General features: G+C 38.9%; 22 protein-coding genes, 1 tRNA gene and 1 pseudogene. 15 read left to right on the top strand and 9 right to left on the bottom strand.

Going from position 1 to position 24,216, the window contains the following annotated elements:
• Window positions 1-2: 2 nt before the first annotated feature.
• Together PL9214_RS06175 and PL9214_RS06170 are read right to left on the bottom strand one after the other, a co-directional pair.
• Window positions 3-572 (bottom strand): Uma2 family endonuclease, encoded by a 570-nt coding sequence (locus PL9214_RS06175; RefSeq protein WP_072717933.1) that lies wholly within the window; start codon window positions 570-572, stop codon window positions 3-5.
• Window positions 573-633: 61 nt separating this feature from the next.
• Complete coding sequence (locus PL9214_RS06170) at window positions 634-1,116, bottom strand: cupin domain-containing protein (RefSeq protein ID WP_072717932.1); 483 nt, start codon at window positions 1,114-1,116, stop codon at window positions 634-636.
• Window positions 1,117-1,301: 185 nt separating this feature from the next.
• On the opposite strand from PL9214_RS06170, the gene leuC reads away from it, so the two are divergent.
• The 4 genes from leuC to PL9214_RS06150 all read left to right on the top strand — a co-directional run bounded on the left by leuC (window position 1,302) and on the right by PL9214_RS06150 (window position 7,509).
• The gene (gene leuC / locus PL9214_RS06165) at window positions 1,302-2,705 is read left to right on the top strand and encodes a 3-isopropylmalate dehydratase large subunit (protein WP_072717931.1); all 1,404 of its coding nucleotides are present in this window, start codon (window positions 1,302-1,304) and stop codon (window positions 2,703-2,705) included.
• 188 nt (window positions 2,706-2,893) lie between these two features.
• Window positions 2,894-3,487, top strand: coding sequence for a 3-isopropylmalate dehydratase small subunit (gene leuD / locus PL9214_RS06160; protein ID WP_072717930.1), 594 nt, complete (start codon window positions 2,894-2,896; stop codon window positions 3,485-3,487).
• 153 nt (window positions 3,488-3,640) lie between these two features.
• Window positions 3,641-4,675 carry a BMP family lipoprotein gene (locus tag PL9214_RS06155; protein ID WP_072717929.1) on the top strand — a complete coding sequence of 345 codons (1,035 nt, stop codon included), beginning with the start codon at window positions 3,641-3,643 and terminating at the stop codon, window positions 4,673-4,675.
• Between the two features lie 32 nt (window positions 4,676-4,707).
• Window positions 4,708-7,509: a HAMP domain-containing histidine kinase gene (locus tag PL9214_RS06150; protein ID WP_072717928.1), complete on the top strand. Its 2,802-nt coding sequence runs from the start codon at window positions 4,708-4,710 to the stop codon at window positions 7,507-7,509.
• A gap of 12 nt (window positions 7,510-7,521) precedes the next feature.
• On the opposite strand, the pseudogene PL9214_RS06145 reads toward PL9214_RS06150, so the two are convergent.
• Both PL9214_RS06145 and uvrC read right to left on the bottom strand, forming a co-directional pair.
• Window positions 7,522-7,644: pseudogene (locus PL9214_RS06145) on the bottom strand (transposase); the annotation flags it as partial.
• A 278-nt stretch (window positions 7,645-7,922) separates the two neighbouring features.
• Window positions 7,923-9,782, bottom strand: coding sequence for an excinuclease ABC subunit UvrC (uvrC, locus tag PL9214_RS06140; protein WP_072717927.1), 1,860 nt, complete (start codon window positions 9,780-9,782; stop codon window positions 7,923-7,925).
• Between the two features lie 159 nt (window positions 9,783-9,941).
• Between uvrC and PL9214_RS06135 the strand changes: the two genes are divergently transcribed.
• From PL9214_RS06135 to PL9214_RS06105, 7 genes are all read left to right on the top strand, one after another.
• A complete protein-coding gene (locus tag PL9214_RS06135) occupies window positions 9,942-10,457 on the top strand; it encodes a DUF29 family protein (RefSeq protein WP_072717926.1) in 516 nt (171 codons plus the stop codon).
• A gap of 37 nt (window positions 10,458-10,494) precedes the next feature.
• A complete protein-coding gene (locus PL9214_RS06130) occupies window positions 10,495-11,148 on the top strand; it encodes a Uma2 family endonuclease (RefSeq protein ID WP_072717925.1) in 654 nt (217 codons plus the stop codon).
• A 93-nt stretch (window positions 11,149-11,241) separates the two neighbouring features.
• Window positions 11,242-12,588 carry a TldD/PmbA family protein gene (locus PL9214_RS06125; RefSeq protein ID WP_072717924.1) on the top strand — a complete coding sequence of 449 codons (1,347 nt, stop codon included), beginning with the start codon at window positions 11,242-11,244 and terminating at the stop codon, window positions 12,586-12,588.
• 608 nt (window positions 12,589-13,196) lie between these two features.
• A complete protein-coding gene (locus PL9214_RS06120) occupies window positions 13,197-14,753 on the top strand; it encodes a PAS domain-containing sensor histidine kinase (protein ID WP_139294975.1) in 1,557 nt (518 codons plus the stop codon).
• Between the two features lie 148 nt (window positions 14,754-14,901).
• Complete coding sequence (locus tag PL9214_RS06115; RefSeq protein WP_072717923.1) at window positions 14,902-16,536, top strand: alpha-D-glucose phosphate-specific phosphoglucomutase; 1,635 nt, start codon at window positions 14,902-14,904, stop codon at window positions 16,534-16,536.
• Window positions 16,537-16,629: 93 nt separating this feature from the next.
• Window positions 16,630-17,778, top strand: coding sequence for an AAA family ATPase (locus tag PL9214_RS06110; RefSeq protein ID WP_072717922.1), 1,149 nt, complete (start codon window positions 16,630-16,632; stop codon window positions 17,776-17,778).
• Window positions 17,775-18,383 (top strand): DUF4276 family protein, encoded by a 609-nt coding sequence (locus PL9214_RS06105; protein WP_072717921.1) that lies wholly within the window; start codon window positions 17,775-17,777, stop codon window positions 18,381-18,383. The genes PL9214_RS06110 and PL9214_RS06105 overlap by 4 nt, the downstream gene beginning before the upstream one ends.
• A gap of 69 nt (window positions 18,384-18,452) precedes the next feature.
• Here the strand turns inward: PL9214_RS06105 and PL9214_RS06100 are convergent, their stop codons facing one another.
• From PL9214_RS06100 to PL9214_RS06080, 5 genes are all read right to left on the bottom strand, one after another.
• Window positions 18,453-19,097: a CatB-related O-acetyltransferase gene (locus tag PL9214_RS06100; protein ID WP_072717920.1), complete on the bottom strand. Its 645-nt coding sequence runs from the start codon at window positions 19,095-19,097 to the stop codon at window positions 18,453-18,455.
• Window positions 19,098-19,262: 165 nt separating this feature from the next.
• Window positions 19,263-19,336: transfer RNA gene (locus tag PL9214_RS06095), tRNA-Pro, on the bottom strand.
• Window positions 19,337-19,385: 49 nt separating this feature from the next.
• Window positions 19,386-19,751 (bottom strand): DUF1818 family protein, encoded by a 366-nt coding sequence (locus tag PL9214_RS06090; protein ID WP_072717919.1) that lies wholly within the window; start codon window positions 19,749-19,751, stop codon window positions 19,386-19,388.
• A 10-nt stretch (window positions 19,752-19,761) separates the two neighbouring features.
• Complete coding sequence (locus PL9214_RS06085) at window positions 19,762-20,394, bottom strand: hypothetical protein (protein ID WP_072717918.1); 633 nt, start codon at window positions 20,392-20,394, stop codon at window positions 19,762-19,764.
• A 58-nt stretch (window positions 20,395-20,452) separates the two neighbouring features.
• Window positions 20,453-20,683, bottom strand: coding sequence for a DNA-directed RNA polymerase subunit omega (locus tag PL9214_RS06080; protein WP_072717917.1), 231 nt, complete (start codon window positions 20,681-20,683; stop codon window positions 20,453-20,455).
• Window positions 20,684-20,962: 279 nt separating this feature from the next.
• Between PL9214_RS06080 and PL9214_RS06075 the strand changes: the two genes are divergently transcribed.
• From PL9214_RS06075 to PL9214_RS06060, 4 genes are all read left to right on the top strand, one after another.
• A complete protein-coding gene (locus tag PL9214_RS06075) occupies window positions 20,963-21,658 on the top strand; it encodes a GDSL-type esterase/lipase family protein (RefSeq protein WP_072717916.1) in 696 nt (231 codons plus the stop codon).
• A gap of 197 nt (window positions 21,659-21,855) precedes the next feature.
• Window positions 21,856-22,554, top strand: coding sequence for an urease accessory protein UreF (locus tag PL9214_RS06070; RefSeq protein ID WP_072717915.1), 699 nt, complete (start codon window positions 21,856-21,858; stop codon window positions 22,552-22,554).
• A gap of 81 nt (window positions 22,555-22,635) precedes the next feature.
• Window positions 22,636-23,232, top strand: coding sequence for an urease accessory protein UreG (gene ureG / locus PL9214_RS06065; protein WP_072717914.1), 597 nt, complete (start codon window positions 22,636-22,638; stop codon window positions 23,230-23,232).
• A 114-nt stretch (window positions 23,233-23,346) separates the two neighbouring features.
• Window positions 23,347-24,195 carry an urease accessory protein UreD gene (locus PL9214_RS06060; protein ID WP_072717913.1) on the top strand — a complete coding sequence of 283 codons (849 nt, stop codon included), beginning with the start codon at window positions 23,347-23,349 and terminating at the stop codon, window positions 24,193-24,195.
• Window positions 24,196-24,216 lie beyond the last annotated feature (21 nt).

Here is a 24,216-nt window from a genome sequence, read left to right as displayed (position 1 = left end):
TTTTAATTAAAAAATAGTTCAACTTGACAGCGAAATTCGGGTAAAAGGGGAGAAGTAATTTCATCAGTTATTAATAACGTTTCAGCTAAAATTAACTGATGATTTTGACGACGATAAACTTGAACTTGCTGTTGATAGCGATCAACAATCCAATATTCCTGAACACCTTGAGTCGAATAGAGTTTTAACTTCACTTGTTTATCTCGTCTTTCGCTTTCTTTTCCTGGAGATAATACTTCAACTACTAATTCAGGAGAACCTGTCAGATGTCCAGCACTATCTAATAAAGTCGCTAATTTTTCCCGACTCACCCAAACCACATCAAGAATAACATTATCAGATTCAGTATAAATAATTCCAGGTGTCATCACAGCTTTTCCTAAGTTTGTGCGACGTGACCAATCTCTTAATTCTGCATAAATATTACCAGAAACTTCTTGATGATTCCAATCTGGTGCTCTAGTCACAAATAATTCTCCCGCAATAATTTCATAACGTTTCCACTCATCATTTGACAATAACTCTAAATCGGCTGTCGTCCACTTCATTGATTTTGCAAGAGTTTGATTCATGATAAAATTAGGGTAGACTTAAATGTTATTTTATCATATTTTATTAAAATTTGAATAATTTTCAAGGGTCAATTAAAATCGCTTTGGGTTTGCCTTCTTCAAATAAAGAAGCGGATAATAAAATTACTGGGTTATCGGTTTCATTTTCACCATAATGTACCATTCCTCCCACTTCAACTAACGCATCCCCAACATTTAAACGGGTAGTTTTTCCCACTTCTAACGTTTCTTCTTTGCCATTAGAACGAGTAATTTTAGCTGAACCTTTAACAACCGTATAAGTCAAAGTTCCCGACTCTACCCGTTCAATTTGCATCCCTGGATGAATATGAACAGGTAACTTACTCTTAGGGGGAATTGTATATTTAACTAATTCTAAGACGCGACCTTGTACTTCTGTGGGAGAACCACTGGCTAAGACTTCACGAGTCACTTTCTGAGTGTAAGCATTAGTCGGGGTTTGCAGTTGTTGACTTCTAACGATCGCAACACTACTTAAAAATGTCAGCGCAACCAGGGAGAGAAGTTTGTGAAATTTAAGCATTTTGGCAAAGATAACGATAATAAAGGTTAAAAACGGTGAATCTTGATCAGAGTATAAAAGTTATTATCAAAATTCGATTAAAAAAATCTGTTATTTTATCCTTTTTTAAGCATCGGTGTGCCATTAACCGCTAAAATAAATACCAGTATAAAGAGCGTTACAAACGCGGTTATTCTTCAGATTCTATGAGCGAAAGAACACTATTTGATAAAGTATGGGAGTTGCACACCGTTGGAACTCTCCCTTCAGGACAGACTCAACTCTTCATTGGTCTGCACCTGATCCATGAAGTCACCAGTCCCCAAGCCTTTGCGATGTTACGCGATCGCAATCTGAGCGTACTGTATCCCCAACGCACCGTCGCTACAGTTGATCATATCGTTCCCACCGATAATCAAGCCCGTCCGTTTACGGATGTATTGGCGGAAGAAATGATACAGTCCTTGGAGAAAAGCTGCAAAGAACACAATATCCGCTTTTATAATATCGGGTCGGGAAATCAAGGCATTGTTCACGTCATCGCACCGGAACAGGGGTTAACCCAACCGGGGATGACTATTGCTTGCGGAGACTCCCACACCTCGACTCATGGGGCATTTGGAGCGATCGCCTTTGGCATCGGGACATCTCAAGTTCGGGACGTTCTGGCTTCTCAAACCTTGGCGTTAGGGAAACTGAAGGTGCGCCGCATTGAAGTTAATGGAGAACTGCCTCCGGGGGTGTATGCCAAGGATGTTGTGCTGCATATTATCCGTACATTAGGGGTGAAAGGCGGTGTGGGGTATGCCTATGAATTCGCTGGAAGCACCCTTGAGGGTATGTCCATGGAAGAACGGATGACGATCTGTAATATGGCCATTGAAGGCGGTGCTCGATGTGGCTATGTTAACCCGGATCAAGTCACTTACGAGTATTTGCAGGGTCGAGAGTTTGCCCCTAAAGGAGAGGACTGGGAAAAAGCCGTTGCTTGGTGGAATAGTATCCGTAGTGACACGGATGCGGTTTATGATGATGTGGTAAAATTTGATGCTGCGGATATTGCCCCGACCCTAACGTGGGGGATTACCCCAGGTCAGGGAATGGCTGTTAACGAGTTGATTCCTAATTTAGAGCAGATTCCAGAAAGCGATCGGGATGTAGCCCAAGAAGCCTATCAATATATGGAATTTGCCCCTGGAACTCCCATCAAAGGTACAAAAGTGGATGTCTGTTTTATTGGCAGTTGTACCAATGGCCGCCTCAGTGACCTGCGGGAAGCGGCAAAATTTGCCCAAGGTCGGAAAGTTGCCAATGGGGTGAAAGCCTTTGTCGTGCCGGGTTCTGAACGGGTGAAGCAACAAGCGGAAGCGGAAGGATTGGATAAAATCTTTGAAGCCGCAGGGTTTGAATGGCGCGAGGCGGGGTGTTCCATGTGTTTGGCGATGAACCCTGATAAATTACAGGGAAATCAAGTCAGTGCCTCCTCTTCTAACCGTAATTTTAAAGGCCGTCAGGGTTCAGCTAACGGACGGACATTGTTAATGAGTCCGGCAATGGTGGTGGCGGCAGCAGTTAACGGGGTGGTTACGGATGTACGGGAGTTGTTGTAACTGACCTAACCCCCCAACCCCCTCTTCCCTGCAAGGGAAGGGGGAGTCATTGATATTGTTAAATGCAACTGCCGATTTAATAGTAACAAAAATCCTCCCCTCGTGCAGGAGAGGGGTTGGGGGAGAGGTCACACAAGTAAAAAGAGCAAAGTCAACGATTTGTTAATACTAACTACAGAACATTAATCATGAGTAAAATTCAAAATCTTTCAGGAACAGGAATTCCTTTAGTGGGGAGTGATATTGATACCGATCGGATTATTCCTGCCCGGTTTTTACGGTGTGTTACCTTTGATGGATTAGGGGAACAAGTTTTTGCGGATGATCGCCAACAAATGCAAGGTCAACATCCCTTTGATTTGCCCGAATATCAAGGAGCCAATATATTAGTTGTGAATGCTAATTTTGGTTGTGGTTCTTCACGGGAACACGCTCCTCAAGCGATCGCCAAATGGGGGATTAAAGCCATTATTGGAGAAAGTTTTGCAGAAATATTCTTCGGCAATTGTGTCGCCATTGGAATTCCTTGTGTTACCGCAGAACCAGAGGCGGTTAAGGCATTTCAAGAGACATTAAAAGCCAATCCGCAAGCAACGGTTAAGGTTGATTTAGAGGCAATGAAAGCCCACTGCGAAGATTTGACAATTGATGTGAATATGAATGCAGGTTCTCGTCAATCGTTTATAACGGGACTGTGGGATAGTTGCGGACAATTACTGGCTAATGTTGAGCAAATTCAAGTAATAGCCGCAAAATTACCTTATCTGCATTGGGCAAGTTAAATCCTCAAAAGGGCAAGGAGGCGTTGATCAAGCTTCCTTGTTCCGTTCATTAAAAATTCTGTTAATTTCAGGCGAAAATAATATAGGGATGCAATTACAATTTCAAGCCAATAGAATTTAATCGAACGATTCACTTTAACCTTCAGGAATTGTATGCTCCAGATACCCAAATGTTTAACAAATTTCCTACTGGGAATTATTACTTTAGTGATTATTGTGAGTTGTAGCTCTTCTAATCAAAAAGAATTAACAACCTCTCCCTCAGATTCCCAGAGTCAATTTAAAGTCGCTAGTATTGTATCGGGTTCTATTCAAGATGGGAGTTGGAGCCAAGCCAGTTATGAAGGATTAAAATTAATTGAAAAAGAATATAATGCTAAAATTAATTATACTGAAAATGTATCCGAAACTGATAGTGAAGCCTTAATTCGTCGCTATGCTGAACAGGGATATGACTTAATTATCGGTCATAGTGGGGGTTATATTCAAGCCATGGAAAATGTCGCTCAAGATTTTCCAGAGACAAAATTCGCTTTAGTAACTACCTATCCAGGGAATAATAAAAACTTAGGCGCTGTTGCTTTTCGTTCTGGGGAAGTCGGTTATTTGACGGGAGTATTAGCCGCGATGAAAACTAAAACGAATAAAGTGGGTTATATGGTAGGAGATGATTACCCCGTTTATCGAGAAGAAGAAGCATTATTTAGACGAGGTGCAACCGCAACAAAACCCCAAATAGAAGTTTATACGAAGTTCTTAAAAACTTGGACAAACGCAGAGAAAGGTAAAAAAGTTGTTGAAGATTGGTTAGGAAAAGGCGTTGATATTTTTGCGATTAATGCCGATGAAGCTGGAACTCCAGGCTTAAAATTAGCGAGTGAGAAACCCGGCGTTTATGGGATTGGTTGGACGAAAGATCAATCTAATCTCGTCCCTGGAAAAATTTTAACCAGTGTCTTACAAAATATTCCTGAATTAGTCTTAAAAATTGCAACATTAGTTCAGCAAGGACGATGGGAAGGCAAACAATATAAATATGGGTTACGAGAACAAATTTATGGTTTTGCACCCTTTAGAGGCACATTAACGGCGGAAGAAGAGGCGAAATTTAATCAGGTTAAAGAACAAGTAGTAACTGGAAAAATTGATATTACCCCTTCAGAGCTAACAACAGACTACAATAAATAAAAATCGATCAGTTCCCTGTTATTGGACGAATCATGACTCAAGCGGAGAAATATCATCTTTTATCTAGGCTTCGGGGTTCTCTTTCGTCTCGTAACCCTCGATTTTCTTCCCTTGCCAAACAACTCCGTAGCAGTTTACTCTTTGTAGGATTACTGAGTGTTTTAACCAGTGGCGGATTGTTAACTTATCTCAGTTATCACGCTCAGATGAAACAGTTACAAGCACTCCAAAAAGAGCGATCGCAAGTGATTGCCTATCAAATTAATAACTATATAGATGATTTACAACGAAAATTAAGTTATTTAGCACGGGTTAAAGGGTTAACAGATTTACCCCCTAAGTTTCAAAGAAACTTGATAGAAGGATTGGTTCGTCATAATGATGCCTATCACCTAGTTGCTATTTTAAATCGTCGAGGAGAAGTAGAAAGTTTTTGGGTGGGTGATGATCAAAGTTTGAGAACAAATTATACAGATTCACCGTTATTTATTAGACCTTTTAAACAGCAGGAAGATTATGTAGGTTCTATTGAGTTTGATCCTCATGATCGAAAATATAAAATGGTGATGTCTGTTCCAATTCGCAATAATTCAGATCAAATTGATGGCGTTTTATTTGCTGAAATCAATTTAAGTTTTCTGAGCTTTATTTTATCACAGACTAAAGCAGGAAATACAGGGTATGTTTATGTTGTGGATGAACGAAACCGAGTTTTTTTTGCATCTAAAAATAAACCCAAAAATTTTCATGTCCAAAATTTAAAGAATCCTAAGATTATTCATTCAATTCAAGGCGCTTTACCAGAAGAAGAATTAAAGCTTAATCGTTATTGGGGATTAAAAAATGTAGAAGTTTTAGGTGCGACATCTTTGATTCCTAGCGTGAATTGGTTTTTAGTTGTTGAACTGCCAATTACAGAAGCTTATTCTCCCATCTCTCACATGATTTTTGCCATGGGAGGAACAATTATTTTAATTACAGGTTTTGCCATTGGTATGGGTATATTTCACAGTCGGCAAATTATTTTACCTTTAAAGAAATTAACTAAAGCTGCATTACAAATTAGTCAAGGAGATTTAAAAACCCAAGTTGAGGTGCAATGTTCTAATGAATTAGGGGTATTAGCCACAAGCTTTAATCAAATGACGACTCAAATTGATGAGTTATTTGCAGCGATTGAAAAGGAGCGAAATTTTATTGCTGCTATTTTAGATATTGCAGGCGCGTTAGTGGTTTTACTGGATGCTAAAGGTCGAATTGTTCGCTTTAACCGAGCCTTTGAACAAACAACCCAATACACGTTTGATGAAATTAGAAATCGCTATGTTTGGGAAGTCTTTTTAGACCCTAATGAAGCCCCAAAATTCAAAGCAAATTTTACTTTTTTACTCATTGATCAATATCCTAAATATTACGAAGCTTGTTGGATAACAAAACATGGAGAACAACGAATTATTAGTTGGTCGGATACTGTCTTACTCAATGAAGCTAAAGAAATTAACTATATTGTAAGTGTTGGTGTGGATGTAACAGAACAGCGAAATGCGGAACAAGCACTACGAAATAGCGAGAAACGGTATGCAACATTAGCTGAAATTTCTCCCGTGGGAATTTTCCATACAGATAATAATGGAAACTGTCTTTATGTCAATCAACGATGGTGTGAAATTGCTGGATTAACAATCGAGGAAGCGATGGGAAAAGGTTGGTCTCGTGCCCTTTATCCTCCCGATCAGATGAAGGTGTTTCAAGACTGGGAAAACTGTGCTAAAAATCAAGTTCAATTTGGGTCTGAATACCGCTTACAACGTCCTGATGGCAAGATTACTTGGGTCTATGGTCAAGCTGCTGCTGAGATTAATTCCGATGGAGAAATTCTAGCTTATGTGGGGACAATTACAGATATTACCGATCGCAAACAAGCAGAGGAAGCTATGCGACAAGCAAAAGAAGAAGCCGAAATTGCATTAACCAATTTTCGTAAAGCTCAAACCCAATTAATTCAAGCGGAAAAAATGTCGAGTTTAGGTCAATTGGTAGCTGGGGTTGCCCATGAAATTAATAATCCAGTTAACTTTATTTATGGTAACTTAACCCACGCTCAAGAATACACAGATACACTATTGAGTTTGATTAAACTTTACCAAGATCATTATCCTAATCCTTCCCCAGAAATTATTGATTTTTCTGAGGAATGGGATGTTAATTTTTTAATTGAAGATATACATAATATTCTAAAATCCATGAAAATGGGGGCTAACCGAATCCGAGAAATTGTTCTTTCACTTCGTAATTTTTCTCGGTTAGATGAAGCTGAAATGAAAGCGGTTGATATCCATGAAGGTATTGATAATACTTTGTTGATTTTACATAATCGCTTAAAAGATAACTCTCAACGTCAAGCCATTCAAGTGATTAAAAAATATGGTCGTATTCCTTTAGTAGAATGTTATGCTGGGCAATTAAATCAAGTGTTTATGAATTTGATTTCTAATGCAATTGATGCTTTAGAAAGTAGTAGTCCTTCCTTTACCCAACAACAGCAAAATCCTCATCAAATTACAATTCAAACGGAACTTTTTGATCCGCAATGGATTAGAATCAAAATTGCTGATAATGGTATAGGAATGCCAGAAACTGTTAAATCTAACTTATTTAATCCTTTCTTTACAACAAAACCTGTCGGGAAAGGAACCGGGCTAGGGTTATCGATTAGTTATCAAATTATTGTAGAAAGACACAAAGGTTCAATTCAATGTCATTCTCAACTCGGTCAAGGAACAGAGTTTATAATTGAAATTCCCTTACGTCAACATGGGTTCTTCAGTATTTAGTATGCTAAAGATTTAGTTAAAATGCCAATTCAGTAAACATCTTGATTGAAAGTTTTTGAAATTCCTGAATCCATAAGCCGTGCGTTTAATCAGTTTCAGCTTGTTATTAATTCCCTCCACTACCCCACTGGTTGTTCAGTGATCAAAGGTAGATATATTTTTAGCCTTTATTGATTTTATTAACTATAGTTTTAGCATACTAGATACTGAAGAATCTCAACATTAAAGTATAGTGCTACGCATTACGGTGTTTGACATTTCTGAATTCTCAAACCCTTTCACTTCTTACTGTTCCCTGTTCCCTTGCGCGTAGCGCTATAGTAAGCCCTTCAGGACTTTCTGAGGCGTAAACACCCCACTACAAGTAGTAAGCCCTTGAGAGCTTAATTAAGAGGCGTAAAAACCCCACTACTTTAATGAAAATAATCATAGATTTGTTGAGCTAATTTGGGGCCAATTCCTGACACTTCAGCTAATTGTTCGACGGTCGCCATTCTAATATAATCCAGGGAACGAAAATGAGCTAAAAGTAATTTCTGGCGATGATGTCCTAACCCTGGAATGTCATCTAAATGTGATCGCTTCATTCTTTCACTGCGTTTATTTCGATGGAAATTAATGGCAAACCGATGGGCTTCATCCCGTAATCTTCTTAACAGTTGAACTCCGGGTTGTTCGGGATCTGTTTCTAAAGGAAAGGTTTCCCCAGGAAGAAAGATTTCTTCCCTCTGTTTAGCTAAACTGATCACTCGAATTTCCTCTAATAAGTTCATTTCTTGTAAGACGGTGACCACCGCAGACAGTTGACCTTTTCCCCCATCAATCATAATTAAATCCGGTTTATCTGTTGAGGTAGAATAGTCTCGACAACGCCGTCGCATCACTTCAGCTAAACTGGCAAAATCATCGGAATGTCCGGCGTGAACGTTGGGGTTTTTAATCTTATAATGGCGATAGTATTGTTGGGCGGGTAAACCTTCAATAAATACCACACGGGAAGCCACAGCATCTGACCCTTGAATATGGGAAATATCATACCCTTCTATACGGTGAGGAAGGTCGGGTAAATCCAGAATTTCTGCTAAATCTTCTAAGGCTGCGGTATTGCGATCGCTTAATTTTTGTACTCGTTCTAATTCATACTCAGCATTGCGTTGAACCATCTCAATTAACTCGGCTTTGAGTTGGCGTTGTGGCGTTAAAATTGTCACTTTTTTACCCTTGTGATCGCTTAACCAATCGGTTAAAATAGATTCATCAGGTAACTCATATTGAACTAAAATTTCGCTGGGAATTTCAACCGCATCAACGGTTTGATAATGTTCTTCTAAAACCCGTTGTAAAATTAATCCCATTTCTGTTAATTTTAACCCCGGTGGAACTTCTGCGGTAAACCCTAACCGTCCCACTAATTGTCCGGCTCGAATTTGAAATAACTGCACACAAGCTTGTTTAGAATTCGCAGCCAATGCGATCGCATCTCGTGAGACTCGATCATCAGATAAAGAGACTTTTTGCTCGGAATTTAAAGATTGTAATCCTTGAATTTGATCTCGAATTCGAGCCGCTGTTTCAAAGTTTAAAGCTTCAGCAGCTTGTTCCATTTGTTCTGTTAAATGATCAATGAGTTCCGTTGATCGACCTTGAAAAATCATCGCTACTTTTTGAACAATTTTTCGATAGTCTTCTGGGGATATTAACAGTTGACAAACCCCCGGACATCGACCGATATCATAATTCAAACAAGGCCGATCTTTAAATAACGGTTTTGGACGTTGACGCAAGGGAAAAATTTGCTTGATTAAATGCAGTGTATTCCGCAATACCCTTGTATCCACATAAGGGCCATAATAGCGATCTTTTGGGTTTCCTAACCGACGTTTACGGGTAATAAAAATTCGTGGATAATCTTCTGACCAAGTAATACATAAATAAGGATATTTTTTATCATCTTTAAGCAGAACATTAAAATGGGGTTGATGTTGTTTAACTAAATTGGCTTCTAAGGCTAATGCTTCTGCTTCTGTATCTGTGACAATAAATTCTATCTCCGTAATTTGTTGCACCATTAAAGCAATGCGAGGAGTGTGATGATTATAGTCTCGAAAATAAGAACGAACCCGCGATCGCAATTTTTTAGACTTGCCAATATAAAGAATATTATCCTGATGATCTCGCATCAAATACACCCCAGGAACCGGAGGAATATCTCGTAACTGTTTTTCTAAACGTTCTGAATCTTTAACTAAAGGAAGAGTTATAATAGATGACATAGTTGATTTAAACTTGACTGTAATGAATTCAATGGCTATAATCTGATTATAACAAAATATTTTGTCTTAAAAGTCGTAATTCCCCTACTCATTCCGTTTCTATTTTTGTCTATTTAAAATTAAACTTTTTTGAGGGTATTCCAAATTAAGGATTAGATTATGGTTCAAGAACTAACTGACTTAAGAAATTGTATTTTAGAACAACGTTATCAAGATGCTTTAGACATTATTGATGAACTTGAAGAAATGGGAAAACAAGCAATTCTGAGAAACATAGAATCTTTTTTGGTTTGGCTGTTTATCCATTTACTCAAAAATCAAGTTGAAAAGCGATTAACCAATTCTTGGATTGCTTCAGTATCGGATTCTATCATCCAAATCAAAAAACTGAATTTAAAAGCCAATAAAAATTCTTATTATATTCAACCTGATCAATGGCAACCTTATTTAGAAGAAGCAATTGAGCAAGCTATTCGTCCTGCAAGTATAGAAATATTAGAAGGTAGCTTAAAATCAACTCAACTCTCAGCAATGATTGAGCAAAATGTATTATTAAATATAGCCCAAAAATTACTCAATTTAACTTATGAATATCCCGTTAAAGATTTACCTCACCGCATTGATCAAGAATTAGCTCAATTACCAGGGGGTCAAGATTGGTTTGATCAGTTATAATTGTAAAGTAGGTTAATTTAGGGTTCAGGTTTTGATTATGGTTCAAGCTCCCCCTGATTTAAAAACAATCGCAACCAACACCTGGGTAAAAGCGACCTGGGAAGAATTTTTAGCCTTAACCGAGAATCCTCAGTATGCTGAGGGTAAATTTTATTATGATCAAGGATATGTGAGGGTAGAAATGTCACCATTAGGTTCAGCACACGGACACGATAACACAATTCTCTCAACGGTAATCTTAATTTATGCAGCTTTAAGAAATATTCGGATTAAAGGATTTACTAACACCTCTTTCAGAAAAACAGGAATCCGAGATAGTCAACCGGATATCGGGTTTTATATTGGGGATAATTTTCAATTTCCGCCTCGCAATAATTCCCCGATTAATTTAGATGAACTCACTGCTCCTAATTTAATTGTTGAAATTGGTGCATCTTCTTTTACCGATGATATTGGTCGAAAACGATTACTCTACGAAAAATTGGGAACACAAGAATATTGGGTTGTCAATGTTGAAGACAACATAATTTTAGCCTTTGCTGTAGAAAACCAAGGAAGTCGATTAATCGAAGAATCTCTCGTTTTACCGGGATTAAAAATAGCCTTAGTGGTAGAAGCATTACAACGTTCTCAAACAGAAGACGATGGAAGCATTACACGCTGGTTGATGGGTGCTATTAATTCTCCTTAAATTAAAAGAGATTCTCAAATAAAATATAGGTTAAATTGCTAAAAACATTAAAAATATTTTAAAATAAGAGTTGAAAGAAACCCTCGATAACTTATGACTCTAGCAACAAATTCTATTCTAATTTCCACCGATGAAGCACTATCATTATTAGAAACGGTTCTGCACAATTCCGAAGCGGAAGATGTCACCGTCACCCTCAACAATACGGAAGAATCCTTAACTCGGTTTTCTGAAAATCAAATTAGTCAGAATCTGACCACTACCCAATTTAATCTTTCCATTACCAGCTATTTTGGTAAACGGTGTGCTACCTCCTCCACAAATGAACTGAATCCTGATACCATCATCCCTACCATTCGCCGTTCAGAAGAACTCGCCCGCGTCGCCCCTGAAGACCCCGAATGGGTTCCTCTGCTGGAACCTCAAACCTATGATCATCGAATTCCTGCCTTTGATCCCGAAACGGCTCACTTATCTCCTTTACGCAGAGGAGAAATGGTACAGAAGGTATGCCAATTGAGTGCTAAATCTAACGTAGAAGCATCGGGAACCCTCAGCAGTGAAGCGGTGTTATATGCTGTGGCCAACTCACGCGGGGTAAGGGCGTGTAACCGCTTAACCGTCGCCGACTTTAGTGTCACCGCACGCATAGAGACGGGTTCTGCTTGGACACAACGAACGGCTTGTAGTGTGAATCAATTACCCACTGAACAGTTAACTGAAACCATCATTAATCGAGCCATATTATCCAGAAATCCACGAGAAGTTAGCCCTGGAATTTATCCTGTGATCTTCGATGGAGCAGCCTTTACTGACTTATTAGAATGGGTCATTTGGAATTTAGATGCACGGGCTGCTGATGAAGGACGATCTTTTATGTCTCGAACAAATTCAGAAGGAAAACCCATCGGAAATCGCATTGGAGAACAACTTTTTAGTCCCTTGATTCAGGTACAACGAAATCCAGCCTATCTGCTATTACAAAGTTCGACATTTTTTCAAGATGGTATGAGAAAAGATGAGTTAGATATTATCAAAGATGGGATTCCTCAAACCTTATCCTATAGTCGGTATTGGGCAAAAAAACAAGGAAAAATGTTCCATGGTGGTTTGTTTCCGATTGTGATGTCAGGGTCAAACCAAAGTTTAGAAGATTTAATTTCTCAAACAGAACAAGGAATTTTAGTCAGTCGTGCTTGGTATGTTCGCTATGTCAATCCCCGCACCTTAGAAGTAACAGGAATGACGCGAGATGGTACGTTTTGGATTGAACAAGGAAAAATTGCTTATCCGATTAAAAATATGCGCTTTAATCAATGTTTACCCGAACTTTTAAACCAGGTTGAAGCCTTGAGTTCTGTTGAACGTTATGGGAATACCGTTGTACCAGGAGTTAAAGTCAAAGCGTTTAATTTTAGCAGCATTACCGATAGTGTTTAAAAGGGGAAAATAGATTGTGTCAGGGTAAACTGATTCCTTATTTCGTGTGATTAAGGGCAAAATTTGTAGCCAATTTAGAGAAAAAAAGCTACAAATTATAAACGGCTGGAATTCAATCGCCATTTGCTTTCTACCTTTATTGACAAGTTCGATTTAGACCCGAATTTGATTTTAAATCACCCCCATTTTCCTTCTGTACTGTCTTACGGTACTTTAGCTGCTTAAAAACTGTCCGAAGTATTGATATTAAGGTTTTGTAAATTTCTTTAAAAAGAATTAATCTCTTTTGTGATTTAGATTACTAAAGGTGAGGTTATTGTTGAGTTAGAGTGTGCTTAGAACGTGAAATAGACACCAAGGAACTAATGGTGGCTGCCGGAAAATCAGAATTACAAGGGTGCTAATCGATCTTTAGTCACTTGTTAGAAAGGTTAGTGAACAGAACATCCATCTATGATTCTCTGCTTGTACGACTACAAGTTCTGATTTGATCAACATTACATGAACCCAATGTTAACGGTCGTATTATTAATTTCACGAAAAAAAACCTTGTGGGAATCCTCCTAGAAGGTTGAGGGATTTATACAGAATGAAGGAGAAATCCACAAATGAGTCAGCACATTTTCCAGAGAGCTTCTTGTAATCGTAGCCTAATGATTGACCCCGTATACCAGGATTCCAGCCCAAATGCTTTACTGTATAGAATTTTGGCTGATTATGAGTGCTTATTAGCAGAACGGAATTGTTTAGAAGGAGAGCTTGAAAACACCCAGAAAGAAGTCACCGCACTCAAAACCGCACTCAATCATTCCACATTAGTTCGTATTCATTTAGAACATGAAATGCTCAGTTCTATCCAAGAACGATATGAGCAAATAACCCAGATCTTAGAACAAACAGAAGCCAAGACAAAAAGTTTAATTCAAGCGATTCCTGATTTAATGTTTTGCGTTAATTCCGAAAGAATCGTAGTAGATTATTATCCTGATAAGCAGGAACTTCATTTCCTAGAAACAGAAAACGTAATTGGTAAAAAAATTCAGGATGTTTTTCCTCAAGATTTGGCAACCTGGACAGAATATTATTTGAAAATAACCTTAGAAACAGGTGAAGTCCAAATGGGTGAATATGTTGTGAAAGGAGATGATAAATGGCATCATTATGAAGCTCGCTATGTCAAAAGTGGAAAAGATGAAGTGTTAGCCATTGTCAGGGATATTACCCAACGAAAGCAAGCCGAAGCAAACTTACGAGTTTCAGAAATTCAAGAACGGGAAAGGGCATTACAACTGGAAAAAACCTTAAAAGACTTGCAACAAGCACAAGCTCAATTAATTCAAGCTGAAAAAATGTCCAGTTTAGGGCAAATGATGACCGAAATTGCCCATGAAATCAAAAATCCGATTAGTTCTATTTACGGAAATTTGACTTACATTGATCAAGATATTCAGACATTAATGGAACTGTTCAAACTCTATCAACAGAATTATCCTGAACCCCTCCCCGAAATTCAAGAGTTTATAACAGCTTCGGATGTCAATACAATTATCAATGAATTACCGCAAAGTGTAGAGTTTATGCGCTTAGGGGCTAATCGTTTGTATGATTTAGCATTATCCCTCCGCAATTTTTCGCGCTTAGATTCTCAGGAAATGGTATCGGCAGATCTTCATATTGGTTTGGATGGAACCTTAAAGATTTTGCATAATCAACTTAAATCAAAAGGGAATCATGCTGAAATTGAAGTGATTAAAGATTATGGGGAGCTTCCCTTAGTTAAATGCTACCCGAATCAACTCAATCAAGTGTTTATGAATCTTCTTGCAAATGCCATTGATGCGTTAGAAAATCAACCCGTTCCTCGAAAAATTATCATCAAAACCGACATCTGCAAAAGACACCCAGACTTTTTAGTTGAAGATGCCATTCGGATTTCGATTTCCGATAATGGCCCCGGAATTCCCAAGTCAGTTCAAGACCAAATTTTCAATCCATTTTTTACCACAAAACCTATGGGTAAAGGGACTGGTTTAGGTTTGTCTATTGCCCACCAAATTATTGTGGAAAAACACCAAGGTCGGTTAAAGTGTACTTCTCAAGAGGGACAAGGGACAACTTTTGAGATTATCTTACCCCTGGGTGAACTCTTTCAAGCAAGGAAATAGACCTTGAGGAAAACTATCACGATCAAGACCAGACTTTTTGTACAATTTTATACAAATTTGTAACGAATAGGATCTTTACAAGGATTAATTGTAAAACGGGAGTGGTGTACCGATACAATTGGGGCTAGGATTCCATTGTCAAAGTCTCATGAATATTCGTACAGTTTCGACTCAACCGTTTAATGATCAAAAACCGGGTACATCAGGCTTACGCAAGTCTGTTCCGGTCTTCCAACAACCCCATTATCTGGAAAATTTTGTTCAGGCCATTTTTGATACTCAACCGGGGTATGAAGGGGGAACCCTGATCGTCGGGGGTGATGGTCGCTACTATAACCGTCAAGCGATTCAGATTATTTTAAGAATGGCAGCCGCTAATGGTGTCGGACGGGTTCTGGTGGGCTGTGAAGGCATTGTTTCCACTCCAGCCGCATCCTGTATCATCCGTAAAAATCAAGCCTTTGGTGGGATTATTCTCTCTGCAAGCCATAATCCCGGCGGGCCAGACGGAGATTTCGGGATCAAATTTAACGCCAGCAATGGCGGGCCAGCCCCAGAAAAAATTACCGAGGAAATTTATGCTCGAACCCAGGTGATTGATAGCTACAAAATCATGGATGCGGCGGATATTAATTTAGATAAACCGGGTAGTTTTAAACTGGGAACGATGACGGTTGAAGTCATTGATTCTGTGCAACCTTATATGGAATTGATGGAATCTTTATTTGATTTTAACTTGATTCAACAATTGTTAACATCGGGCAAGTTTCGGATGTGTATGGACTCTATGCACGCCGTTACTGGCCCCTATGCCCATGCCATTTTTGAACAACGTTTAGGGGCTGCACCGGGAACGGTTTTGAATGGCACTCCTTTAGAAGATTTTGGCGGCGGTCATCCCGATCCAAACTTAGTTTATGCCCATGATTTAGTGGAAATTATCTTCGGGGAAAATGCACCCGACTTTGGGGCTGCTTCCGATGGCGATGGCGATCGCAATATGATTTTAGGACGCAATTTTTTTGTAACTCCCAGTGATAGTTTGGCGATTTTAACGGCTAATGCCCATTTAGTCCCCGGATATAAAGACGGGTTAGCGGGAGTTGCCCGTTCTATGCCTACTTCCCAAGCCCCGGATCGGGTAGCAGAAAAATTAGGAATTGAATGTTATGAAACTCCTACAGGATGGAAGTTTTTCGGCAATTTATTAGATGCTGGAAAAGCGACATTATGCGGAGAAGAAAGTTTTGGAACCGGATCAAATCATGTTCGGGAAAAAGATGGATTATGGGCGGTATTATTCTGGCTGAATATTTTAGCGGTGCGTCAAGAATCCGTTGAAGATATTGTTCGCAGTCATTGGCAAACCTACGGACGCAATTACTATTCTCGTCATGACTATGAAGAGATTGAAACGGAAAAAGCCAATCAATTAGTCGATAAATTACAGGCTGTTTTACCGAATCTCAAAGGCAAACAATACGGCTCCTATCAAGTCGAGTATAGCGACAATTTTAGCTATACTGATCCGGTGGATAATAGCGTTAGTAATAATCAAGGCATTCGCATTGGGTTTACCGATGGTTCTCGAATTGTATTTCGTTTGTCAGGAACGGGAACCAAAGGGGCAACGTTACGGGTTTATTTAGAAAGTTATGAACCTGACCCCACTAAACACAATTTAGATCCCCAAGAAGCGTTAGGAGAATTAATTCAAATTGCCGATGAAATTGCTCAAATCAAAACCATAACCGGACGTCAACAACCGACGGTTATTACCTAATTTTAGGTTAATTGAACTAAACTCGTAGGGTGGGCTTTGCCCACCAATATTATTATATGTAATCGGAAATAGGATTATCAACACTACAACCGTATGAATAGAATAGAAACTATATCAATAAAAGGATTTCGCCGTCTTCAAAATATTGAACTTGAGATGAGAAATCTCACCGTTATGATTGGTGCAAACGGCTCTGGAAAAACATCTTTTTTAGATGTTATGTCTGTACTCGCTGCTTCAGCAAGTGGAAATTTACAGAATATATTGCAACTCAAAGGTGGGCTGAATGAAATTTTAACGAGAGGTAAAGCACAAGAGCTAGAAATTGCCGTTTCAATGCAAATACTAGAGAGACAATCTTTAAACTATAGTTTAACTTTATCTCCTAAAGGTTTATCTTATGAAATTAGAGCAGAAAATTTAACACAGCAGATCGATCTTAACGCTTCTGAACCTTTTAAGTATATAGAATCCAGAGGTTTAGATATTAAATATTATAGTCAGGATGATCATAGACTTTTAAGACCAAATTGGGAACATAACCCCCTTGAAACATCCCTTTCTCAAGTTCCTAAAATGTATCGTGAACCAGAGAACTTGAGAAAAACCCTGGCTTCCTGTACCTATTATGGAGCGCTCGATGTTTCTGAGAAAAGCCCCATTCGTCTACCACAAACCATGCGCCCTGCCAAGTTACCAGGGGCAAGGGGTGAAGACTTGATTTCTTGTCTTTATAACCTTCGAGAAAGTGATCGCGATCGCTTTGAATGGGTTGAAAATATTCTATCTTCTGCTTTTCCAGATTTTAAGCAATTAAACTTTCCTCCCGTTGCCGCCGGAACTCTTTCCATGACTTGGACAGACCGCAATTTTGATCAACCGATCTATGTCCATGAATTATCAGAAGGAACATTACGTTTTCTCTGGTTAGTTACTTTACTTCAAAGTCAAAATTTAACAACAATTACCTTGCTAGATGAACCAGAAGTTAGCTTACATCCTGAACTTTTAAGACATTTAGTTTATCTAATGAGAGAAGCGTCAAAACACACACAACTGATCGTGGCAACCCACTCAGATCGATTGATTGGATTTCTTGAACCCCACGAAGTTTTAATTTGCGATATTGAAGAAGGAGAAGCAAAAATGACTTGGGCTGATACTTTTAATTTGAATAAATGGTTAGAAGATTATAGCCTTGACCAAGTGTGGGCAATGAATATCATGGGGGGTCGTCCATGAAAATTGCGATTTTAGTTGAAGGGGCTACTGAAGTAGCATTTAGAGAAAAACTTCGTGAATTTTTGCAACGTCGTTTGGGCGAAAAAATGCCAAAACTTAAATTTATTCCCCAGGATGGTCGTATTCCTAAAGAAAGAAAACTTAGGCGTATTGTTGAGAATCTTTTAGATAATGATGGCTATCATGCTGTTATTGCACTGACAGATGTTTATACAGGAACAGACGACTTTCGAGATGCGAATGATGCTAAAGCTCAAATGAACAATTGGGTGGGAAATAACCCCAATTTTTACCCCCATACAGCATTACATGATTTTGAAGCATGGCTTCTTCCCTATTGGAAAACGATCCAAAAAATGGCAAAACATAATCGTTCTGCACCGAGTGGTTCTCCTGAAACAATCAATCATAATAATCCTCCTGCAAATAGGATTAAGGAGATTTTTAGAATAGGAAAATGCCAAAGAGACTATAATAAACCCATTGATGGTAAAGCAATTTTAGGAAAAAATGATTTGATGATTGCGATTCAAGCTTGCCCAGAGTTAAAAGCTTTTGTGAATCGAATTATTTCTCTGTGTGATCCAGATCAAATCATTCCTTAATAAACATAAAACTCAAAGAACTGGGTTTTCAACTGTTTCCAATCAAAATTTCTGGTTCAGAAACCCAGTTTATATTGATTCAGAGTCTAAAACCTGACGTAAAGCCTCAATATCTGCACCACAAATAACGTGAAGATGATGAGTAATCTTCTCAATATCCCAATCCCACCAACAGATATTTAATAATTCTTCAATGATAGATTCTTCAAACCGTTTGCGAATTTCTTGGGCGGGATTTCCACCGACTATTGTATAGGGAGGAACATCACGGGTAACGACAGATTGAGCCGCAATAATTGCACCATCCCCAATCTGAATACCGGGCATAATCGTAGCCCCATATCCAATCCAAACATCATTTCCAATCACTGTATTTCCTTTAAATGGCCACGAATCAGGCATTGCAGATTCCCAACCGTTGCCAAAGACCGGAAATGGATAATTAGTAAACCAATCTGTACGATGATTTCCCCCGTTCATAATAAATTTAACATCGGAAGCAATAGAACAGAATTTCCCAATAATTAATTGATCTCCGATAAAATCAAAATGGTATAAGACATTTTTTTCAAAATTTTCTGGGTTATCAAAATCATCATAATATGTATAATCTCCCACAATAATATTCGGGTTTTTAATAATATTTTTCAGATACACTAAGCGAGTTTGTTCGGGAATAGGATAACGAGTTTCGGGAGAAGGGCCGTAATTCATGAAATTGTGGGGAAAGAGTGTTAACATTTTTAATCATCACTCAATCGTATCAGTTAAGCCTTAACTCCCAAACAGATACTCCATAAACGCCACATAGAGACGTTGTATTCAACGTCTCTACATAATACGGATTTGTGGCAAACATTTAAACATTTCAGATTAGAATCGGAGCGGCGGGATTCGAACCCACGACCCCCACTACCCCAAAGTGGTGCGCTACCAAGCTGCGCTACGCCCCGACACAATTAACCAATGTAGCATCGTTAGAAGTAATTTGTCAAGGCTTTTCTAAAAAATTTTTAACGTTCTTGTGGCTTGTACCAATTCTGCCACGACTTCAACGGGCCAACACCCCTCCGCCCGACGTCCGGTATTCAAAATAAACTGCACAGTATAAGCATGGGGATAACCTTCGACCTGCATCCATAACCAATCGCTTTCGGCTTCACAGGCGATTTTTTCTTCATCCATCAACTCCCCGGCCATTTGGGCCATTGTCTCCGCTAATTGACCCAACAACCGACAAAAATCATCAAACTCCGCTTGGGTGAGTTCCATCGCCCAAGTTTCACCCCCGACTAATCCTTGAAATTCCGTTGCTTCAGGATTCCAACCCAAACGCCATCCAGTTCCCGTTTTTAGAATTCTCTCCACGTTCTACCTGTTATTTCAATAATTCCGCATCTCCCGACTGAGGAAGAGGAGTTAGACCGGGAGGGGTTTTCGGGGTTGTTGATGAAGAATTAGGTTTTGGAATAGTTGGATTATCAATATTAGTCGCATTAGGATTAAATAAGCGAACAAGGGTATTAACTAAAGCATCCCGTTCGGCTCGATTTAACTGTTGAATTGCTTTTTGATCCCGTTCTAAAGGATTTTCTTTTAGTGTTTCTCGACCCGGATAATCTAACACTAACATCGGTTCATTTACCCCTAAATAATCGGCTAGGGTAAGTTTCCAATCTAAACGATATTGAGTCGGTCGAGCTTTAACATAAACGTGATAGCGAATTAACCGACCGATTAAAGTATTGTCTTCTGCAACTTTTCCGGTTTCTTGGGAAATATATTGATTTTCCAGGGGTAAATTCGGTAACTGTTCATAAACTTTTTTCCAAATCTCAGAGACTCTCACCCGTCCCGATGGGGAGGTTGTTTGTTCAGGGGGAGTTTGGGCGAGTCCCTGCATTTCTAGGGAATCAAAAAAACCACCCAAAATAATCAATAGGGTGATACTAAAGGCGACCAATAAAAAACTTAACCCTCGTTGTTTTTGGGGTTTCCGAGGTTTCACCATAACACTGTAGTTGCTTGTTAACGCACGACACCAACACCCGACACCGTAGAATCCCGAATTAACGATCTGAAATAATTTCTGGTTGGGTCAGTTCATCAGACATTTCAATAATTGCGCGTAAAACAGGTTTCACAGTGTTCTCATCTCCATTATCAAAGTCTTCATACCGACACCGTTTTGCCCGATTTGCCACTTGTACAGTAATCCGATAGCGATTAGACGCCGCACTAACAAGATCAGCAGCGCGACGGGTAATTTCTATGGAGTCAATCGTTGAACGCTTTTGCATGAAGTTATGATTTCCTAACCCTAGTATTGCTTCTATTGTATCAAAATCCAGGTATGTGGAACAGGCATCTTGCCTGTAATGTTAACCAGTTAACCTGTTAACCGGTTAACTGGGGTGTGGAAATGGGTAACTAAGGGCCTATTGATAAAAAAATTGCAAAATGTAGCAGAAGAATCTAGTCAAACGGTCACGGAGGTGTTAAGTTTTATGAACAGCCGGTAGGAAAAAATCACTACTTGGCTTCGGTACACTGTCCATTAACTAGGATTGTCAAGCAAAATGCAAGCAGCGATAAATCCAACCCTAATCAATTTATCTGTTGTTCCCCAACGTCAGCCACTCAAAGTCGTAGTTCTGGGGGATAGTCTCGTCTATGGATTTGGTGATCCTCAAGGAGGGGGTTGGGTTGAGCGACTGCGATGTCAATGGATGTCCCCGGATACGGTAGGGCCAATTCTTTATAATTTAGGCGTTCGGGGAAATCGTGTGATTCAAGTCCGCGATCGCTTAGAACAAGAATTTCGCCATCGGGGAGAATTGCGAAACCGTTTACCGGATGTGAGTATTTTTTCCGTGGGATTAAATGATTCAGCGCGGGTACAGTCATTTCAAGGTCGCAACTACACCGAATTTAATGACTTTGAAACCGCCTTACACAGTATGTTAGACCAAGCCCAACGTCTTTGTAATGTTTTATTTGTGGGAATGGTTCCTGTTGATGAAAGCAAAATGCCCTTTCAAGGCTGTTTGTACTATACCTTAGCGGATCAATTTCGGTACAAAGAAGCTACTCGTCTCGCCTGTTTAGAACGCAATATTCCCTATTTAGATCTATTTGAAATTTGGTTAAACCGAGGGGAATATTGGTGGAAGTCTCGGTTATGTTCCGATGGTTTACATCCCAATGTAGCTGGATATGAAGCTTTATTAGAAGATATCCGCAATTGGGAACCGATTCAAAAATTAGCTTATTAACTTTGTTACCCTAAAAATGGGATTTAACCTCCGTTATTCTAGGAGGTTTTTTATTGGTATTTGTAAATTCCCTGTCCATCGTTCAATGTTGGCTACGCATCTGTCTATTGTAGAGACGCGCTAAAAGCCTTACGGCATGGCTCCGCCAAGGCACGTCTCTACGAAGGCTTTAGGATCATCTATAGCAATGAGAAGTCATGATTTTAAATTTATTGCAACTTTCAAGTCCAGCTTTACCCTTGGGAGCTTATAGTTATTCAGAGGGATTAGAAACTTTAGTTGAAAATCACATTATTACGGATCACCAGAGTTTATTACAGTGGTTAATTCAAGATTTAAAGTTTGGCGCAATTCGCTTAGAAGCTGCGGTTATGGTTCGAGCTTATCGTTGTGTCGTCAATCAAGATTTTAACCAATTTATCTATTGGAATCAATGGTCAACGGCGACCAAGGAAACGGCTGAACTTCGACAACAAAGTTGGCAAATGGGAAATACTTTAATACAGCTTTTAGTTCATTTAGAAGCAGTGAAAACAACAGCAAATCAGAATTTAGAATTACCTCCCCTCAAAAATTGGGTTGAACAAGTCGGAAAACCTTGTAATTATGCGATCGCGTTTGGACTAGGTGCAGTTTATTGGAATTTGGATCTCAAAAATGCCTTATTGGGATATCTATACAGTTGGGCGACTAATTTAATTAATGCTGGGGTGAAACTGATTCCTTTAGGTCAAACCATGGGTCAAACGTTATTGTTACAATTACACCCAGAAATAGAATTAACAGCCACAGCAATTTTAGAATTAAAAGATGAAGATTTAGTCAGTTGTAATTGGGGGTTGGCTTTAGCCAGTATGGCTCATGAAACTCAATATAGTCGATTATTTAGAAGTTAATTAGAGATAAAATTTTACAAATTAATGCCTTGATTTCTAATTCTTATGGTATAATTGAAATAGTCATTTTATATTAATTTTATGTCTGGGTTACGAGTTGGAATTGCGGGGCCTGTTGGTTCAGGGAAAACGGCCTTAGTCGATGCTTTATGTAAGCAAATGCGAAGTTCTTATCAATTGGCAGTGGTAACTAATGATATTTATACTCAAGAAGATGCTCAATATTTAGTTCGTTCTAAAGCCTTAGAAAGTGATCGTATTTTAGGGGTAGAAACCGGAGGTTGTCCTCACACAGCCATTCGAGAAGATGCGTCATTAAATTTAGCCGCTATCGAACAATTAGAAACCCAATTTCAGAATTTAGATATTTTATTTGTGGAAAGTGGAGGGGATAATTTAGCTGCAACTTTTAGCCCAGAATTAGTCGATATTACGATTTATGTGATTGATGTCGCAGCCGGAGATAAAATTCCTCGCAAAGGAGGGCCAGGAATTACAAAATCGGATTTATTAGTGATTAATAAAATAGATTTAGCTGCCTTAGTTGGTGCAGATTTAAACATCATGGAACGAGATGCTAAAAAAATGCGAGGAAATAAACCCTTTGTCTTTACCAATTTAAAAACTAAACAAGGGCTAGATGCTATTATTAAATTTATTAAATCTCATCTCATTTAGTAGTAAGCCCTTCAGGGCTTTTAAATTAAGGCAATAGGGAATAGATGGAGATTGTAGTTGGTGTTAAATCATTTGTAAGAAAGCCCTAAAGGGCTTACTACGTTTAAGATTAATATGATTAATTTAAAACTAAATTCCTCTCAATGGCATGGTATTTTGGAATTAGACTATCAAAAAATTGGTGATTCTACTCAATTATTAAAAGCTTATAGCCAAGCACCCTTAAAAATTCAGCGTTCTTTCTATCCTGAAGGAAAAGCAATTTGCCACAGTATTATTTTACATACTGCTGGAGGAATTGTGGGAGGCGATCGCTTATCTCAAACGATTAATTTACAACCAGAAACTCAAGTCGTCTTAACCACACCAGCCGCCAGCAAAATTTATCGCAGTCCGGGAGAAATTAGCCAACAAAATATTAAGATAGAAGTTCACGATAACGCCTATTTAGAATTTATTCCCCGTGAAAGTATCATTTTTAATGGGGCAATCTTTAGCCAAAATATACAAGTTAATTTAGCTCCTTCAGGGTGTTATTTAGGATGGGAAATTACTCGATTTGGACGAACTGCACGGGGAGAAACTTTCACCCAAGGACAGTGGAAATCCTGTACAGAAATCTGGCAAAATAATCGTCCACTTTGGATTGATCGACAGGGATTAATAGCCCATGAAGATTTATTAAATAGTCCTCATGGTTTAGGAGGACAACCTGTAATTGCTACCTTAACTTGGGTTGGACAACCTATTGCTGAAGATCTAATTCAAAGGATACGACAACTGTGGGAACAGCGAGAAACTTCTAGCCAAGCTGGAGTGACTCAATTAATATCAGGATTACTCTGTCGCTATCGGGGAAATTCCACCCAAGAGGTGATAGACTGGTTTACGGATGTTTGGCGGTTACTTCGTCAAAATTATACCGGACAATTGATCGCTAAACCTCGTGTCTGGCAAATTTAATCTGTTAAAATTCCGCAAGGA

It is taken from the genome of Planktothrix tepida PCC 9214, assembly GCF_900009145.1.
Classification (GTDB): Bacteria; Cyanobacteriota; Cyanobacteriia; order Cyanobacteriales; family Microcoleaceae; genus Planktothrix; species Planktothrix tepida.
Note: the sequence above shows the minus strand (reverse complement) of the source record. Positions and strands in the feature narration are given on the sequence as shown.